Here is a 16,840-nt window from a genome sequence, read left to right as displayed (position 1 = left end):
TAAGAAAACTTCATCCTTTGTATCTCACGGTGCACTGTTGATTTGCTAATGTTTAGGCCAAATTCCTCTGAGATTTTTATTTGCACTTCCTTAATAGTAATATTTGGATTTCTTTCTACCCATATTTCAATTTGCTCACGTTGATTTTTGTTTAATTTGCTTTTTCTTCGCCGCTGAGACGGGGAAAATAATCTTTCTACTCTACCAAATTTTAGATGCTTTATCCATTCAGTCAAAGCAGTCCTTGAAATTTTACATATTCTTGCCACAGCGCTTATACTACTTTCTTTTCCTGCTATCACCGCTTGTAACTTTTTTGAAACATATGCGTTATTTCTGACCTTTTTTAACATTTCTTTCGCCAAATTTACAACTTTTTCGTCTAATAGTTTTGACCTTAATGCCATTTATACCTCTCTATTTTATCTACTTTAGTATCACTTCTTTCCCATTATTGTCTATCTGTTCTTTATATAGTGGGAATTGGTATCAGTTGATTAACAAGAAGTTTAGCAATTTTTTTGTGTCCATGCATAATAGCATAATGCAGTGGATTTCTATTTTCGTTGTCCACAACATTAAAGTCAGCTTCGTGCTCTAATAATGATTTTACTCCAACTAAATCGCCTTCTTTTGTAAACTTATGTAAGAGAGTGACTCCGCTTATATCTTTTGAGTTAATATCAAATCCACTTTCTACCAATTGATGTATGTCTTCCTCACACGCCATACCATTTTAATTAAACCCTTTTCGCATTAATAATACTCCCACTTAATTAAGTTTGAATGAATCTATAAGAGATATATCACAATTTATTGAAGTTACTAAATTCCGATATATTAAAGTCCACAAATTCCTGAATATAGAAATATTTATTTTTATACATTTGCCCTATTTCTTGTCATCCCAGTACATTCTTTTTTGTCATCCCCAAGTAGCCCCATTTCACACTACTGTCATCCCAGTGCCCAGACACCAGCCTTTCTTACCAACAAAAACTTAGCATAACTTTTGTTCTCAAAAAATTTCTGAATTCCAGTGTCAAGCACTGATCTTCAATCTCCGTACATCTCTGCGTCACGCACTGAAATGACACCCTGAAGCTTTAGCTATAAATATTAAGCAAGCAAAAAGTGGATGTTCAATTATCTTAACATAAAAATCAAGGCAGCTTTAGGTATAAATACGAGTAACTCGTATAAGTAAAGAGGCTATAAGAAGTTTCTTACCATTCTATTCAAACGGGTTTTAAACTTTTGAAATGTCATGACATTGTTGATACGTTTGTCAAGAAACGACAGGGTATCTGCAAAATCTTTTGAATAATCATTGATAAAAAAAAGTATCGTACTTAAGTACACTCCAGCTAATATTGCTCTTTTTGTATAGTAGTTAAAATCTGTTGATTGATCATGAATGCCATACCAAATCGCGCTAACAGTTCTGTACAAGAGTTTACTAGAAAAATATGTATTTTGGGGTAATATAGAGAATGATAAAACATTTTTTAAAAACTCTCTGTAATTTTGTAACTTAGCATAGTTTGAAAGGCGTATTTGGACAGCTAACTTTATCCGCTCTCTTACCTTCATATTTTCTAAATTGGAATTCCAAAATTCAGTTTCCATTGAGCTATTTAAGTCCTCTGCTATGTACTCCAAAGCACTATATATTCCATTTTGAAATTTACAAAAACTATTGGCTAGGTTAAGGTTCGTGCACACTTTCAATAAGGTTGCATCACTTATTCCTTCAAATGGAATAACCTTAATCAACTCATCTACTATTAACTTTTGTTCCATACAATATTATACTAAACATCACATATAATTATACCTGAGATTTTCAAACATTCTGCAAAATGCTTCACCGCGCTCTTCAAAATTTTTCCACTGATCAAAAGAAGAACATGCAGGAGAAAGTAATATCGCTACTTCTTCTTTGCTATTTATGGCCTCTTCAAAAGCCAGTTTAAATGCGTTTTCTAGATTATAGCACTTCATATAATCTATTTTGTTCTCCATAATGTTTGCAAAAACTTCAGTTGATTCTCCAATAAGAAAAGCTTTTCTAATCTTGGTGAAATGCTTGCTTAATGATTCTATTCCGCCTTTTTTGCTTTTTCCGCCAACAATCCAATATATGTTTTTATAAGATAAAATTGCCTTTTCGGTCGATTCTGCATTGGTTGCTTTGCTATCGTTGATAAAAAGTACATTATGTATTTTGCCAAGAAATTCATTTCTGTGTCTTAGCCCTGGAAAGGATTTGATTTCATTGACAATAGTGCTGCTATCTACTCCAAGTAACTTGCACACAGCGTGTGCAGCTACTATATTTTCCACATTGGATACTAGGTTTACTTTCATATCACTCATTGATAAGTTGTGATTCTCTAGTTTTAGCGAGATCTCCTGAATCTCAGCACTCCTTTTGTCATCCAAGTAGCTGACACTGGGATCCAGATAATTTCGATCTATACCAGTAATCTGTTCACTATAATCAAGCAAATTGTTATCTGCCAATGATATTAGATCTCTTGCACTACCCTCTATCATCTGAGTAGTTGGCAATGGTTTTTCTTTTCTGGTCATGCGCTGGAATGACACCAGGGAATATGTTACTGAAATTGGAATTTTGTTCCCAGTGAATTTATTGAATACATCAGCGGTAATTTTGTTATCACATCCTATCACGGCAATCTTGCTACTGTTTATCAGTTTTAATTTAGTTGCTATGTAGTTATTCATACTTCCATGTCTATCTATGTGGTCTGGTGTGATGTTGAGCAATACAGAAATGTCTACATTAATTTTATTTATTAGCTCCAATTGAAAAGAGGAGAATTCAATTACATAAATTTCTGCATCTCTTTCTAAATCCAAAATAGGCACACCTAAATTCCCGCCAATAGCTACTTTTTTCCCTGTGGATTTTAATATGTGCCCTATTAGTGACGTGGTGGTTGATTTGCCATTTGTTCCGGTGATGCCTACAACCTTCTGGCTTGTAGTTTTAGTTTCGAGAAATAGCTCAATGTCTGATTTTATTTTGCAGTCAAAGCTTCTTGCAAGTTTTACTACCCAATGCGTTGGTATTGGCACTCCAGGGCTCAAAATTAGTGTGCTTATCTCATGCCAATTATACTCATTGGGATGAGTATAGTTACACTCTTTATATATCTTTTTTGCATTTGCTATTTGCTCTTTATTATCATCCCATGCATATATTTTTGCACTGCTTTTTGTTAGAGCATTAATAACGGACAAACCAGTTTTACCAAGGCCGAAAACCGCAACACTTTGATTTTTGTATTTGTTTAGTTGCACTTCTAGATAACTTATGCGAACCATTTTATAAAGATATAATACAAATTATAATGACTTCTTCCATAGTTTTTGGCAGTGCTTAACTTTATTGTCACAACCTTAGCCAATAGAAAACTCCTTGATACATTTTGCCAACTCCCTTACCATGACAATAAGCGTATTTATCCTTTAGAATTAATTAAGAGAAAGTTTTTTCTCGACTTGTTGTATAATTTGATAAAAGTGATCAAAATCTAAGCTTGCACTACCAATTAAAACTCCTAATAGATTTGGAATACTGAGCAAGTTTCCTATATTTTCTGAGCTGACTGAGCCACCATATATAATGTGTTTTTTACCAGTACACAATTTTATTATCTCTATCACCTCAGCAATTGCGTCATTATTTGGCACATTTCCTGTTCCTATTGCCCATATCGGTTCGTATGCTATGGTATATTCACCTTGTGTTGGCAAACGGTTTTTGCATTGATATTCTATTACTTCTTTTGTTTTTTTATTTTTATAATCTTCTGAGTTTTCACCTACACAGATGATTGGGTGTAATCCTGATTCTATTGCTGTTTTCGATTTAAGTTTTATTTCACTATCTTTTTCATGAGCCCTTTCAGAATGTCCAAGTATTACGTAACTACATCCTAGTTCCTTCAACATTCCTGCACTAATTTCACCTGTGTAAGAACCGAACTCTTTATGATGGCAATTCTGTCCTCCTATTTTAATATTATTGTTCAACTCTATACTGCTTGGAAATGATGTAAAAGGAGGGCAAATTACTAATTTAGAGGTAATTTCGTTGCTCTTGTTGTTAAGTTTGCCTATAAAGTCAACAAATGAAGAACGTGTTCCATTCATTTTCCAATTTGCTACTATTAAAAAGGACATCAACTTTACTTGTATGGATAAGAGTGCCGGCTGTCGGACTTGAACTAACAACCTACTGATTACAAGTCAGTTGCTCTACCAATTGAGCTAAGCCGGCATTAAATACACTGACAATATACAATTATTGATGAATTTTCGTCAACTAATTTTTAAAATACTGCATACTAAGATCATATGAAAAAATTTTCACTGAAGCCAAAAAAGAGTCTAGGGCAAAATTTTATTTTATCGAATGAGATAACAAAAAGAATAGTTGCCTTAGCTGGTAGCCTGAAAGATTTTAATGTTATTGAAATTGGTCCTGGGTATGGTGCGTTAACAAGAGAAATATTGGCGTATAATCCAAAGTTTCTACTTTCTATAGAAAAAGATAGTAGTTTAGTGAAACATCACGAACAATTGATAAATGAGAATCAGGGAAAATATAGAATTATAGAAGCAGATGCACTTAATGTTGTAGAAAAAGAGCTGGTAGGATGTCCAGTCAAAGTCATTGCTAACTTGCCTTACAATATCTCAGTAGCGTTATTTTTAAAGTGGTTAAATAATATAAAATTTTTTACGAATTTGACGTTAATGTTCCAAAAGGAGGTAGCAGAGCGTATTACAGCAGAACCTAATTCTAAAGATTATGGTTCCCTATCAGTGCTAAGCCAGTTACTATGCGACATAAAAAAGGAATTTGATATTGAACCTAAGGAATTTTTTCCAAGACCAAAAGTATATTCTTCAGTAATTACAGTAAAACCTTTACCCACTCCAAGATTTGCAGTAAATCTAGAAACCTTAACAAATCTAACACGTGCTGTGTTCGCTCAAAGAAGAAAGATGCTGAGAAATAGCTTGCAAAGTATAACTAGTGATGTCTCAACTATTCTTGAGAATGCTAAACTGAGTGGAGAAGAACGTCCAGAAAGCTTAACTATTGAGCAGTTCTGTTTGCTAGCAAATAATGTAATTTTGCGATAAATATATTAGGAGCTACATCCCTCTTTTATCCTATTTTGATCTAAAAATAGCTGGAGCCAGGCTAATTTTGCAAAAGCTCTATTGCAATTTCATTAATTGGCGTATAAGCTTTAAATAAAGCATATGAAAAAAATGGAAGCTTGTTATTCGTTTGACGATGTACTTCTCTTACCGGCCTATTCTGATGTATTGCCTCGTGATGCAGACACAAGAACTTATCTAACAAATAATATAGAACTAAATATCCCTCTCATATCCTCTGCAATGGACACTGTCACTGAATCAGGCTTTGCAATAGCTATTGCCCAACATGGTGGAATAGGTTGCATACATAAGAATTTATCAATAGATGAACAAGTGTTAGAAGTAAGAAGGGTGAAAAAATATGAAAGCTGGATCGTGTACAACCCAATTACAATTTCCCCAGATAAAACGGTTGCAGAAGCAGTTTCATTAATGAGAGAGTATAATTATTCCGGCATTCCTGTAGTTGATCAACGCAAGTTAGTGGGAATTTTAACTAATCGAGATGTGAGGTTTATTGAAGACCAGAACATGAATATAAAAGTTTCCGAGGTAATGACAAAAGATAAGTTAGTAACAGTTCGAGAGCAGGCAGTAAACAGCGCCTCAGCAATGAAATTGTTGCATGCAAATAGAATAGAGAAGCTTTTGGTTGTTGATGAAAATTCTTGTTGCATAGGTCTAATCACAGTTAAAGACATCGAAAAATACAATAGATATCCAAATTCATGTAAAGACAGTAAAGGTCGACTCAGAGTTGCCGCTGCAATTGGTACTGGTAAAAAAGACGGTATAGAAAGATGTGAAGCTTTGGTCAAAGAAGAAGTTGATGTGGTTATTGTAGATACCGCTCACGGTCATTCCGAGAACGTTATCAGCACCATTAAGGAAATAAAAAAGATGTATCCGAATACGCAACTAATCGGCGGAAATATTACAACAAAGGAGGCTGCTGAAGCGTTAATTGATGCTGGTGTTGATGCAGTGAAAGTTGGAATAGGGCCAGGATCAATTTGTACTACCAGAATAGTTACAGGCGTTGGTATGCCACAATTCTCTGCGATCAAGAATATTGCAGAGGTTTGTAAAACAAAAAACGTCAGACTAATTGCTGATGGTGGAATAAAATATTCGGGAGATGTTGCAAAAGCTATTGCAGCTGGTGCTGATACTGTGATGATAGGTTCAATCTTTGCTGGTACTGAGGAAAGCCCAGGTGAGATTATCATGTATAAGGGTAGAGCATATAAGGAATATCGAGGAATGGGATCTATTAGTGCAATGAAACGAGGGTCAGCTAGCCGTTATTTTCAAGATTCAAAACTTGATTTAGTCCCACAAGGAGTAGAAGCAAGAGTTCCTTTTAAAGGTCCAGCTTCAGGAGTGATCTGTCAGTTAATTGGTGGGTTGCAAGCTGCAATGGGTTACACTGGCAACCGTAACATAGAAGAGATGAAAAAAAACTGCAAATTTGTCACTATTACTTCATCAGGGTTAAGAGAAAGTCATGCTCATGATATAATCATTACACAGGAAGCTCCAAATTACGCTTACCAAGCATCTAATTTATCATCTGATTCAGAGTAAATACAATCCCCTTTTGAGTGGGTCATGTCAACACTGGTACACAATTGATATTAATATTAAGAGTCAAAAAGATGTCATCTAAGTGGCTGACACTGGAAAATCGATTATAAATAAACTGACTACATAAAATTTTTGATCAAAATCAGTGCTATAAGTTGGAATAGCAACTTAAGGTAGATTGCCAGCTTAATATATTTTGATAAATCCAAATTATTTTAGCTATAAGAGAGCTTTGCTTTTTTGCTCCATCATAATAGGCTTACTTTTAGTGATTCATGGAGTTAAAAAAGTCAGCATTGCTCTTTGTTAAAAGTAGTTTATCACGTAAAAACTCCATTGCTTCAACAGATCCCATAGGATTAAGTATCCTACGCAATACCCATATTTTATTTAGTATGGCCTTATCAACTAATAGCTCTTCCTTCCTTGTTCCGGATTTTGTAATATCAATAGCAGGGAATATACGTTTATCAGCAAGTTTTCTATCTAGTATAATTTCAGCATTACCTGTGCCTTTAAACTCTTCAAAAATAACATCATCCATTTTTGAACCAGTTTCTATAAGGGCTGTAGCGATGATTGTCAAAGAACCACCATTTTCAATATTACGAGCTGCTCCAAAAAAGCGTTTTGGTCTTTGCAGCGCATTTGAATCTACACCACCGGTTAGAACCTTTCCAGACGAAGGAATGACTGCATTATAAGCACGTGCAAGGCGAGTTATAGAATCAAGCAAAATCACTACATCTTTTTTGTGTTCAACCATTCTTTTAGCTTTTTCTATTACTATTTCAGCAAGTTGGACATGACGGTAGGCAGGTTCATCAAATGTAGAGCTTACCACTTCACCCTTTACAGAGCGTATCATATCTGTCACCTCTTCGGGTCTTTCATCTATAAGTAATACTATTAGTTCTATTTCAGGATGATTTGTAGCTATAGAGTGAGCCATTTGCTGAAGCAATATCGTTTTTCCTGTACGAGGTGGAGCAACTATCAATGCTCTTTGTCCTTTTCCAAGAGGTGTAACTATATCTACAGCACGCATGTTTATATCTTTTTTATTATCTCCGCTACTGTTGTTTTCAAGAATGAGGCTTTTTTCAGGATAAAGCGGAAGCAAATTATCAAAATGGACGTACTTTCTTAATTCACTGATTTCAGTAGAGTTTATACTTTGAACCTTAGTTAAAGTAAAATATCTTTCTTTATCACCAGGTGGCCTTATTTCTCCACATGCCATATCTCCTGTACGTAAATTAAACTTCTTTATTTGGCCATTGGAAATATAAACATCATCGGTACTTGGAGCATAATTTGCACTTGATGAACGTAAGAAACCAAAACCATCAGGCAATATTTCCACTACTCCACTTCCTGTGGTTATGCCTCCTTCTTCACTCATTTTCTTCATTAAACTGAATATCATTTCCTGTTTTAGCATCCTGCCATTGCCTTTACCACTAGTTGAAATTTTTCTTTCTTCAGCTAGTTCTAACAATTCTTCTGCTGTTTTCTCTTTCAATTCGCTCAGGTCCAATGTTTTCTTGTTTTTTTCAGCACCTTCACTGGTCATTTGTTTTACTGCGTCAGCATTATGAATTTGTTCGCTTTTTTCAGGTTGACCTACAACCTCTCCTTTTGCTAAGACATCTTCATTAATTGTTGTCATAATCCTCCAAAAATTTTAATTGATGCTTACTAACCTAAAATGTGAATATAAAACAATAAATTAGGCTGAGCTAGTTTTTAGTGCGTATTTAGACTTAATTATTATTAAACTAGATACTTTACTTACATTATACTGATAAAAACTAACAAGTCAATCTAATATTAACAAAGTACAAGAATTTGAGAATCATCAATAGCTATTATTTATATTTTTTAATCTTTGTTTCTTCTCTTCTTCTACTTGCGCTTTTTCTACTTCCGCTTCTAAATTTTCCTGGCTACATAAACCAAGTAGTACAGGATCTTGAGGTTTGATATTGAGTATGTTATGATGAGATCTATCTCTTACCTGCTCAACTGTGTAATTTGTTGTACTAACTAGCTTAGCTATCACATTATTGTTCAAGATAGGAAATTTTTTTACCAAATAATAAATCGCATTAGGTTTATCTCTACGCCTTGCTGTGGAAGCAAAGGCAAGAAAGTTAATCGTCTTTGCCCTTTTTTTTATATTTTTTATAATCAAATTTGGTACACGATTTGGATTTTTTTTGCAATTATCGATTTCTTTTTCAGTAATTATTTCAGAAATAATAGGGTCATATTTTTCAACTTCTATTTCCTCATCAGCTATGTCTTGTACTTTTTCAAGGGATAACTTGCAACATTGTGCTATTTGATCAAAAGTTAAGCTAGTGTTATCAACCAACCAAGCAGCTACTTGCATGAGAAATTGTTCATTTCTATCTTTATTGTCTTTAGAAGATTCCATTGACATCGAAAAAACATCTCCCATTTTAATATTCCTTTACTGTTATAGAAATAAAATATAAACCATTAAAACTAAAAAAGCATTAACTTTGTCATCCAATGGCTTTTTGGTTTATATTTCTTATCTCTTAGAACCTGTTCATAATCTTTTGAGGAGGAAAGAAGTAAAAGCAAATTTGTAGGCTAGTATTAAGTTTACGCTCGCAATTTTTCCAAAATCGCCTACATTTTTCCAACCAGGCAAAAGATCTCTCAACAACCCATCTTTTTGGCAATACAGCAAAGGTGTGTAATTCGCTTCACCTCAACAGTTGCACCAATAGTTACTTTCATCTGTGTTGCAAAATTTTCTCCAGTGTAGCCTGCATCAACCAGTATGTTTTTAACTTCAGAGAGACTTTATTTAGCATTTTTAACCATTGTCAAAGCACTGCTACGATCAGTTATTTCTGCCGTTGTTATATGAATTGCGTGTGTCAAACCTTGTGTATCAACTGCGATATGACGCTTTATTACTGAAATTTTCTTGCCAGCATCATAACCTTTTTCTTCAGCAGTATCGGTATTTTTTACACTTTGGGCATCAATGATGCAGAAGCTTGTTTTGGTATTCCGACCACTGTTCTCTCCAACCAATTTTTTTAAGACAATTTCTAGAACACTTTCTCTATCTTCATTCGTTTTTTTACTCCATTTCTTAAAGTAATCGTAACAATTTCGCCATCTTGGAAACTCTTTTGGAAGCATTCGCCATTGATAGCCACTTTTTAGTACATAAAGCACACCACAAAATAACTCATATAAACCTAATCTTCTTGGCTTTGTTTTCTTGCGCACGCTTTCTAAAATTAGTCTAATCTTTTCGAATTTTTCACAACTTATGTCACTTGGATATGTATTCCTCATACTTTACCTCATGTCAACTATACCTCATCTTACCATATTCAGAGATCACTTACAGGCTCTTAGGTTAATATAAGCTTCCATTCAATTTAATACACTACAATATTACATATATTAGCTAATTTGTTAATAGATTTACAAATATTAAATTATTGCTATTCTAAATTTAAGTGTTAGTTAACTGAGTTTACAATGAGTATTAGAAATTTTTTTACCAAGGCAATAGTTCTCCTTTTAGTTTGCTTATTAATCTTTATGGGGATTGGCAATCTTTTATCAAATGATGATGAAAGGAAAGAATTAGCTAAAGTAGGAAAGGAAGTTATAACATCAGATGAATATAAATTACTATATCAAAATTATGAAAAGCAAATTTCTGGATCTGATGTAAGTAAAGAACAAGTAAAAAAGCTGAAATATGATTTACTTAACGCACTTATAGAGCAAAAACTATTGTTTAACCTAATTAGCGAACTTGGATTAAAAGCTGGAGAAGAATCTATCAAAAGCCATATTAAAAATACCAAGTACTTTCAGGATGATAAAGGAGAATTTGACCATAATAAGTTTCATCAAACTCTAAATAGCCTGCATATAACAGAAAAGGAGTATATAGAAAAGCTAGAGAAAATTCTGCCTGCAATGATGTTCATGACTTCATTATTTAAAGATAATTATCCGGTAACTTTTGGTGAGAGTGTTGATGAGCAGATATACAAAAATCGCTACCAAACTAGAGTAATTGATATTGTTAAAATAACTGGGGATGCAATTATAAACGTTCCTGAACCAGATGATCAAGCCTTACTTGATTTGTATGAAAGAAATAAGTTTAATTTTTATTATCCTGAATATCGAACTGCACAATATATTTCTCTGGATCAAAAGTATTTTGAGGATCAAATCAGAATCTCAGATGAAGAGGTTGATAGTGTAATAGAACATCAGGAACTTAAAGATCAAAGAGACATATTTAATGTGATATTTTCTACCAAAGAAAAAGCTGAAATAGCAAGAAGGGCGCTTGAAGAAAGTAAAGCAAGCCTTGAACACATAATAGAAGAGTTCAGTAAAGTAAAACTTGAAGAAACCAGAGTAAATAATATAACTAAGGATTTCTTACCTGAAAATATGAGAGAAAAGGTATTTGCTCTCAAAACAGGTGAAGTAAGTGAAGTTTTAACAAGCAATTTTGGATGGCACGTAATAAAGGTAGAAAGCATACATAAAATCTCTGATGAAGACTTGGTTGATTTAAAAAAAGACATAAGGTCAGTTTTAACCAATCAAAAGTCTTTTGAAAAAGTCAATGATTTCATAAATCAAGTGAATTATAAGATATACAATGGTGCAACGATTGAAGAAATCTCCAATAATTACAATTTACCTATACAAACCATTGGTCCAGTAGATGCTAGTGGAAAAGACCAAAGTGGTAATGAAGTAGGAAATTTCAGTGATTTCATTTCTTTCATTTTTTCACGCGAGAAAGATCAGAAGAGTTATTTTAAGGGTATTGGAGATACTGTTGTTGGTGTAAAAATCAGTGATATCGTTCCTCCTAAATTACAAAATTTTGAAGAAAGTAGGGAATCAGCCATAAAGCTTTGGCGTAGTGAATTTATAAAAGAAAGAATGTTTAAAATGGGACAAGAAGTAGCAGTTCAACTAAGAGAAAAGATAGATTTGGAAGAAATGCAAGGTATAAAATTGGTTAAAGGCCAGCAAATACAACGCAATGAACAAAACTACCCTTTTTCTTTCATAGAAGAGATTTTCAATATGAAAACAACTAATTCGGTAACAGATCCTATTCAATACAATAATGAAATTATAATAGGCGTTCTAAAAGAAATGCATTCATCAAATGGTAAATTAAACATGCTTGACACCGGAAAACGTGTGATGATATCGCTAAAGGAACAGTTAATTAGCTATCTAAAATCAAAGTATAGAGTAGAAGTTAATCATGCTATGATTGATGATATATAAAAAAGTTTATTATCCTAGATCTTCCTTTTATGAGTGATTGTAGGGGGCTATATTGTATTTTTAGGTAAAAGAGGTACAATTAGTTTGACTTGAGCTGTTTATTGTATTTAAATTGTAATTAATATATGAATAAAGGTTGACATGGCAGTTAAAATAAGGTTAGCAAGGTTTGGGGCAAAGAAACGTCCTTTTTATAGGATAGTTATAGCCGACTCACGAGCACCAAGAGATGGGCGCTTTATCGAGAGAATAGGACAATATGATCCAATGTTGCCAAAAGACAATAAAAATCGTGTTGTAGTGAAAGCTGATAGGTTAAAACATTGGCTAAGTGTGGGGGCGCAGGCAACTGAAAGGGTACTGTGGTTCATTAAAAAAGGCGTAGTAACTTTAGAAGCAGAGCCAAAAAAGATAGAAAAGGAGAAAGTTAAAAAGGCACAAGAAGCATAAGTCCTCTTAAATGCTAAACACTGATTTAACAAAAAGTAGTAAATTAGATGATATTGTATCTTCTGATTTATTAGCTATGAATGACTTTATCTTCAAAAATGTCAATGATGAAGGTACTAAGCTTGCTACCGATATTACATCTCATCTTATTAATTCAGGAGGAAAAAAGATAAGGCCTAAGCTCATTTTTATTATGTGTAAAATGCTGAATTACTCTGGAGAGAGTAGGGTCAACATTGCTGCATCGGTAGAATTTATACACAACGCTACTTTACTTCATGATGATGTGCTTGATGAAAGTAAGGCACGCCATGGAGTTGCAACAGCAAATAAAATTTGGGGGAATAAATCAAGCATTTTAGTTGGTGATCTATTATTGACCTTAGCATTTAGATGGCTTATAGAATGTGGGAATTTAAATGTTCTCTCTATTTTATCTAAGGCATCTAATTTGCTTGTCAAGGGTGAGATAAAGCAGATGACAACGCGTTTTGACCCTAACACAATTAGGAAAAATTATTTTAATATCATTGGAGAAAAGACAGCATCTTTATTTTCTGCATGCTGCGAGGCTGCATCAGTAGTATCTGGAGCCACAAGTGACGAAACAGAGAGGCTAAGGAATTTCGGGTTTAATTTTGGTATGGCATTCCAAATAATTGATGACGTGCTAGATTATACTGCTAATCAAGGCACTTTAGGAAAGCAACTTGGAAAAGATTTCTTTGAAGGTAAAGTTACTTTACCTTCTATTATAGCATATGAAAAAGGCAGCCCATCAGAACAAAAATTCTGGGAGAAATCTTTTTCTTCAGCTAGACACAATTTTGACCAAGCATTACAATATATTAATCATCATAATGCCATTCATGTTTCTATGGAAGAAGCTAAACACTATGTTAATATGGCGCAAAGTAATATTGATACTTTTTCTGATTCTCTTTATAAAACTGCTTTGATTGACTTTTTAAATGCAAGCATAGAAAGACAAGGATAGCTAACGCTTGATATTTTTAGATTGATTGTTATATATTTATTAAGTTTGTAAGGGTGAATGATATGTCAGATAGTAATAAAGAGAAAAAAAAGAAATTTGCAGATATGGTCAGTAAACGAAAAGGGGATGATCAAGAAGATCAGCAAACAGGTGATTTAAGTGAAGAGCTTAATATATTAAAAGAACGTGCAGTTCAGCTTGAAGATCATTTACGTCGCGCTGTTGCGGATAATGAAAACGTTAAACGTATAATGCAAAAGCAAATTAGCGATGCAAGTGATTATGCAGTCACAAAATTTGCACGTGATATGATCGACTCTTGTGACAATTTAAAAAAAGCAATGGAAAACTTGAAAGATGGTGATCCTATTCATGAAGGAATAAAAGTGGCGCACCAAAAGATTGTGAGTGATCTAAAAAAACATGGAATAGAAGAAATAGATCCAATAGGTAACTCTTTTGACAGCAATTTACATCAAGCTGTTGTGGAAAGAGAAGATAATGAAAAAGAGCCTGGCACTATTGTAGAAGTACTACAAACTGGTTATACCATTAAAAATAGGTTGCTTCGTCCTGCAATGGTTATTCTTTCTAAAAAATCTGCTGATTGCGAAAGTAACTAATAAAACACTCAAGGTATGACAGAAGTTGTCTTCTCAGGTATTCAGCCAAGTGGAGTATTACACTTGGGCAATTATCTTGGTGCAATTAAGCAGTGGATAGGCTTGCAGGATAAATATAAATCTCTTTTTTGTGTTGTTGATCTGCATGCAATCACAGCAAATAAGCTTCCCGCAAATGAATTAAAAAATAATATTTTTAAAGCAGCAGCAACTTATATTGCATGTGGAATAGATCCGGAAAAGTCGATTATTTTCAATCAATCCGCAGTTAGTGGTCATGCAGAATTGGGCTGGCTGCTAGGGTGCTATACACCAATTGGTTGGCTTAATCGTATGACTCAATTTAAAGATAAGGCTGGAAGCGATAAACAAAAAGCTTCTCTTGGGTTATACAGCTACCCAGTACTTATGGCTGCGGATATATTGCTGTATCAAACTAAATACGTTCCTGTTGGCGATGATCAAAAACAGCATTTAGAACTTGCACATGATATTTCATCAGCTTTTAACAATCATTATAAATGTAGTCATTTCATCATACCTGAAATCTTAACTTTGGATTGTACATCAAGGATAATGAGCTTAAGAGATGGAGCAAGCAAGATGAGCAAATCTGATCCTTCAGAATATTCATGCATTAACCTTAACGATACAAATGACTTAATTGTCAAGAAAATAGAAAAAGCAAAAACAGATTCAATTCTAGGCTTTGATTTTTCTACTTTAAAATGTCGTCCAGAAATAAGCAATTTGATAAATATTTATTCAGTGCTTAGTGGTTTAAATGTAGAAAAAGTGTGTAAAAAAGTGGATAAACATGACATGAAGAACTTTAAAAAAGAGTTAGCTGACTTAATCATCAGCGTTATATCACCCATACGCGAGAAGATGAATAGTCTTCTAAAAGATCAGCTTCATTTACATAAAATATTAAAACAAGGTACAGAAAAAGCAGCAGAGATTGCAAATAACAATATAAAAAAGATCAAGGATATTATAGGGTTTGCTCAATAGGTTACAACTATTTCTTCCCATGGCTTTCAAATCGTGCAGCTATTTTCTTTACGCTGACGTGCGTGAGAATAGGCTTTGTATTAACTGAAGGCTTGGGATCGGACTTTGCTGTTATGGGGTTCATTTTAGATCTTTTATTTCCCGCCGGAAATGATTGAGATTGGGAGGCAGTTTTTTGCGATGGTGCAGGATCTTTCTTCATACCGATATCTGCTTGTGTTGCAGGGGTGGCTTTGCTCTTAGCAACTTGATTTTGCTCAAATTTTCCTACTATTGACTTTACTCTACCGTCCTTCTTGCTATTTACTTTTTCTTTTATAATAACCGCTTTTACTTCTGATGCTGCTTTATCAGCAGATTTTTTCAGGATTGGTTTACTTTCAGCTGATTTTTGCGAAGTCACTTCTACTATTATTGGTTTCGTGCTCACTTGTTGATCAACAATATCTAGCCTTTTAGGATTTGACAGTATTTCAGATTTATCTTCTTTAGTTTCTTGCCTAATTTCTTGATTGGTAGCGTTTAGTGCTGGTGGCTCTGGAGCCTGTCTCTTTTTATATCCTTTTCTTGTTCCTGCATTTTTCTTAGGTTTCGTTTTGTGAGTTGGCTCCTTTTTAGCTAACTTTGAGTCTTCCGGATCTTTTGTTGAAGATTTACTACTTTTCTCTTGATAATTTGATATTTCCTCATGTCCAGACTCTTCACTTAATGAACTTTCATAGCCTGAATCTTCAGGAGATACATTCTCTATTTCTGGTTTAAAGTGTACCTTTTTTGAGGCAGTAGGAGGTGGCGGAGGTGCTGTTGTTGGCCGTTTTATTCTCTTCATAACTAATTTTCCTACCGGCTGTTTTCCTTCTTGCAGCTTAGGAGTATCTTCCTTCTGCTTTGATGTCGTTTTATTTTCTGTGCTTACTTCGTATGATTTATGTTCTTTATTGCCTTTTCCACTCTGCTTCGAATCTAAAATTTCTTTAAGTCCTTTCTTGAATAGATTAATTGTACTTAAAATATTTGTGTATTCGGCTGCTTTTTCTATAGTGAAACCTGATAATTCATCACCAACAAAATTTTTTATGTCATTATCATTAGTTGGAATATCTTTTCCCAAGACTCTATCTAATATCCCTTTTAATGTTCCAATAAAACCGAGTGGCTTTGTGCTCAAAGGTTCTATATAGTTATTCAAGTCGCTATATATAACAAATTTGGCTACATCTTTTGCATTGTTTGTAAAATTCTTCAGAGCTTGAGATAAATCTTTCAGTGTTTCATCATATTGTTCATTAATTTTTTTTGTATCCTTTAGCTTTATGACTCTTATCAAAGAATTGAGATTTTTATCATAATTGTCACTTTTAAATAGATCATTCATACCAATTACTGTTTATCGTTTACTTAAATATAAATTCAAAGTATTAAGACCGAGTAAATGTTATATGACTTATCCTCTGACTCATAAACGCTTGCGTTCCTTAATGTGCAAAAAAATTTCAATAATCTTCAATCAGCAATAGTATAGAAATCCAAAAAACAAGTAGCTAACACTGGAATCTAGGAATTATGATTGGGCACAAGTTGATGAGTATAGTTATTTTATGTTGAAATACAGCATTTATGGAAA

The 16,840-nt window shown here is 33.7% G+C and carries 13 protein-coding genes, 1 tRNA gene and 3 pseudogenes; 7 read left to right on the top strand and 10 right to left on the bottom strand.

Features of this window, described 5'->3' with window-relative positions:
* Nucleotides 1-2: 2 nt before the first annotated feature.
* The 6 genes and pseudogenes from ABWU24_RS02350 to ABWU24_RS02325 all read right to left on the bottom strand — a co-directional run.
* Nucleotides 3-407 (bottom strand): annotated as a pseudogene (locus tag ABWU24_RS02350) (IS630-like element ISWpi10 family transposase); the annotation flags it as partial.
* 83 nt (nucleotides 408-490) lie between these two features.
* Nucleotides 491-730: pseudogene (locus ABWU24_RS02345) on the bottom strand (ankyrin repeat domain-containing protein); the annotation flags it as partial.
* 482 nt (nucleotides 731-1,212) lie between these two features.
* Complete coding sequence (locus ABWU24_RS02340) at nucleotides 1,213-1,803, bottom strand: COQ9 family protein (RefSeq protein WP_015587824.1); 591 nt, start codon at nucleotides 1,801-1,803, stop codon at nucleotides 1,213-1,215.
* A gap of 18 nt (nucleotides 1,804-1,821) precedes the next feature.
* The gene (locus ABWU24_RS02335; RefSeq protein WP_341815427.1) at nucleotides 1,822-3,354 is read right to left on the bottom strand and encodes a Mur ligase family protein; all 1,533 of its coding nucleotides are present in this window, start codon (nucleotides 3,352-3,354) and stop codon (nucleotides 1,822-1,824) included.
* 150 nt (nucleotides 3,355-3,504) lie between these two features.
* A complete protein-coding gene (locus ABWU24_RS02330) occupies nucleotides 3,505-4,215 on the bottom strand; it encodes a triosephosphate isomerase (RefSeq protein ID WP_341815426.1) in 711 nt (236 codons plus the stop codon).
* A gap of 24 nt (nucleotides 4,216-4,239) precedes the next feature.
* Nucleotides 4,240-4,312, bottom strand: a tRNA-Thr gene (locus ABWU24_RS02325).
* 77 nt (nucleotides 4,313-4,389) lie between these two features.
* Between ABWU24_RS02325 and rsmA the strand changes: the two genes are divergently transcribed.
* Nucleotides 4,390-5,184, top strand: coding sequence for a 16S rRNA (adenine(1518)-N(6)/adenine(1519)-N(6))-dimethyltransferase RsmA (gene rsmA, locus ABWU24_RS02320; protein ID WP_341815425.1), 795 nt, complete (start codon nucleotides 4,390-4,392; stop codon nucleotides 5,182-5,184).
* Nucleotides 5,185-5,307: 123 nt separating this feature from the next.
* A complete protein-coding gene (gene guaB / locus ABWU24_RS02315) occupies nucleotides 5,308-6,795 on the top strand; it encodes an IMP dehydrogenase (RefSeq protein WP_015587802.1) in 1,488 nt (495 codons plus the stop codon).
* 265 nt (nucleotides 6,796-7,060) lie between these two features.
* On the opposite strand, the gene rho is transcribed toward guaB, so the two are convergent.
* From rho to ABWU24_RS02300, 3 genes and pseudogenes are all read right to left on the bottom strand, one after another.
* A complete protein-coding gene (rho, locus tag ABWU24_RS02310; protein WP_010402274.1) occupies nucleotides 7,061-8,467 on the bottom strand; it encodes a transcription termination factor Rho in 1,407 nt (468 codons plus the stop codon).
* Nucleotides 8,468-8,656: 189 nt separating this feature from the next.
* Nucleotides 8,657-9,262, bottom strand: coding sequence for a cell cycle transcriptional regulator TrcR (locus tag ABWU24_RS02305; protein ID WP_015587801.1), 606 nt, complete (start codon nucleotides 9,260-9,262; stop codon nucleotides 8,657-8,659).
* Nucleotides 9,263-9,376: 114 nt separating this feature from the next.
* Nucleotides 9,377-10,143 (bottom strand): annotated as a pseudogene (locus tag ABWU24_RS02300) (IS5 family transposase).
* A gap of 189 nt (nucleotides 10,144-10,332) precedes the next feature.
* On the opposite strand from ABWU24_RS02300, the gene ABWU24_RS02295 reads away from it, so the two are divergent.
* The 5 genes from ABWU24_RS02295 (at nucleotide 10,333) to trpS (ending at nucleotide 15,216) form a co-directional block, all read left to right on the top strand.
* Nucleotides 10,333-12,132, top strand: a complete 1,800-nt coding sequence (locus tag ABWU24_RS02295; protein WP_353274381.1) for a peptidylprolyl isomerase — start codon at nucleotides 10,333-10,335, stop codon at nucleotides 12,130-12,132.
* Between the two features lie 141 nt (nucleotides 12,133-12,273).
* Entirely contained in the window at nucleotides 12,274-12,582 is a 309-nt protein-coding gene (gene rpsP / locus ABWU24_RS02290) for a 30S ribosomal protein S16 (RefSeq protein ID WP_015587798.1), read from the top strand.
* A gap of 10 nt (nucleotides 12,583-12,592) precedes the next feature.
* A complete protein-coding gene (locus ABWU24_RS02285; protein WP_341815423.1) occupies nucleotides 12,593-13,579 on the top strand; it encodes a polyprenyl synthetase family protein in 987 nt (328 codons plus the stop codon).
* A 62-nt stretch (nucleotides 13,580-13,641) separates the two neighbouring features.
* Nucleotides 13,642-14,202 (top strand): nucleotide exchange factor GrpE, encoded by a 561-nt coding sequence (locus ABWU24_RS02280; RefSeq protein ID WP_007301960.1) that lies wholly within the window; start codon nucleotides 13,642-13,644, stop codon nucleotides 14,200-14,202.
* 15 nt (nucleotides 14,203-14,217) lie between these two features.
* Nucleotides 14,218-15,216 (top strand): tryptophan--tRNA ligase, encoded by a 999-nt coding sequence (gene trpS, locus ABWU24_RS02275; protein ID WP_341815422.1) that lies wholly within the window; start codon nucleotides 14,218-14,220, stop codon nucleotides 15,214-15,216.
* A 7-nt stretch (nucleotides 15,217-15,223) separates the two neighbouring features.
* Here the strand turns inward: trpS and ABWU24_RS02270 are convergent, their stop codons facing one another.
* Nucleotides 15,224-16,591: a hypothetical protein gene (locus tag ABWU24_RS02270; RefSeq protein ID WP_341815421.1), complete on the bottom strand. Its 1,368-nt coding sequence runs from the start codon at nucleotides 16,589-16,591 to the stop codon at nucleotides 15,224-15,226.
* Nucleotides 16,592-16,840: the final 249 nt, after the last annotated feature.

The sequence above is a fragment of the Wolbachia endosymbiont (group B) of Hofmannophila pseudospretella genome (assembly GCF_964028515.1).
In the GTDB taxonomy this organism is placed as follows: domain Bacteria; phylum Pseudomonadota; class Alphaproteobacteria; order Rickettsiales; family Anaplasmataceae; genus Wolbachia.
The sequence above is the reverse complement of the archived record's forward strand: the minus strand, read 5'-3'. Positions and strand labels throughout refer to the sequence as shown.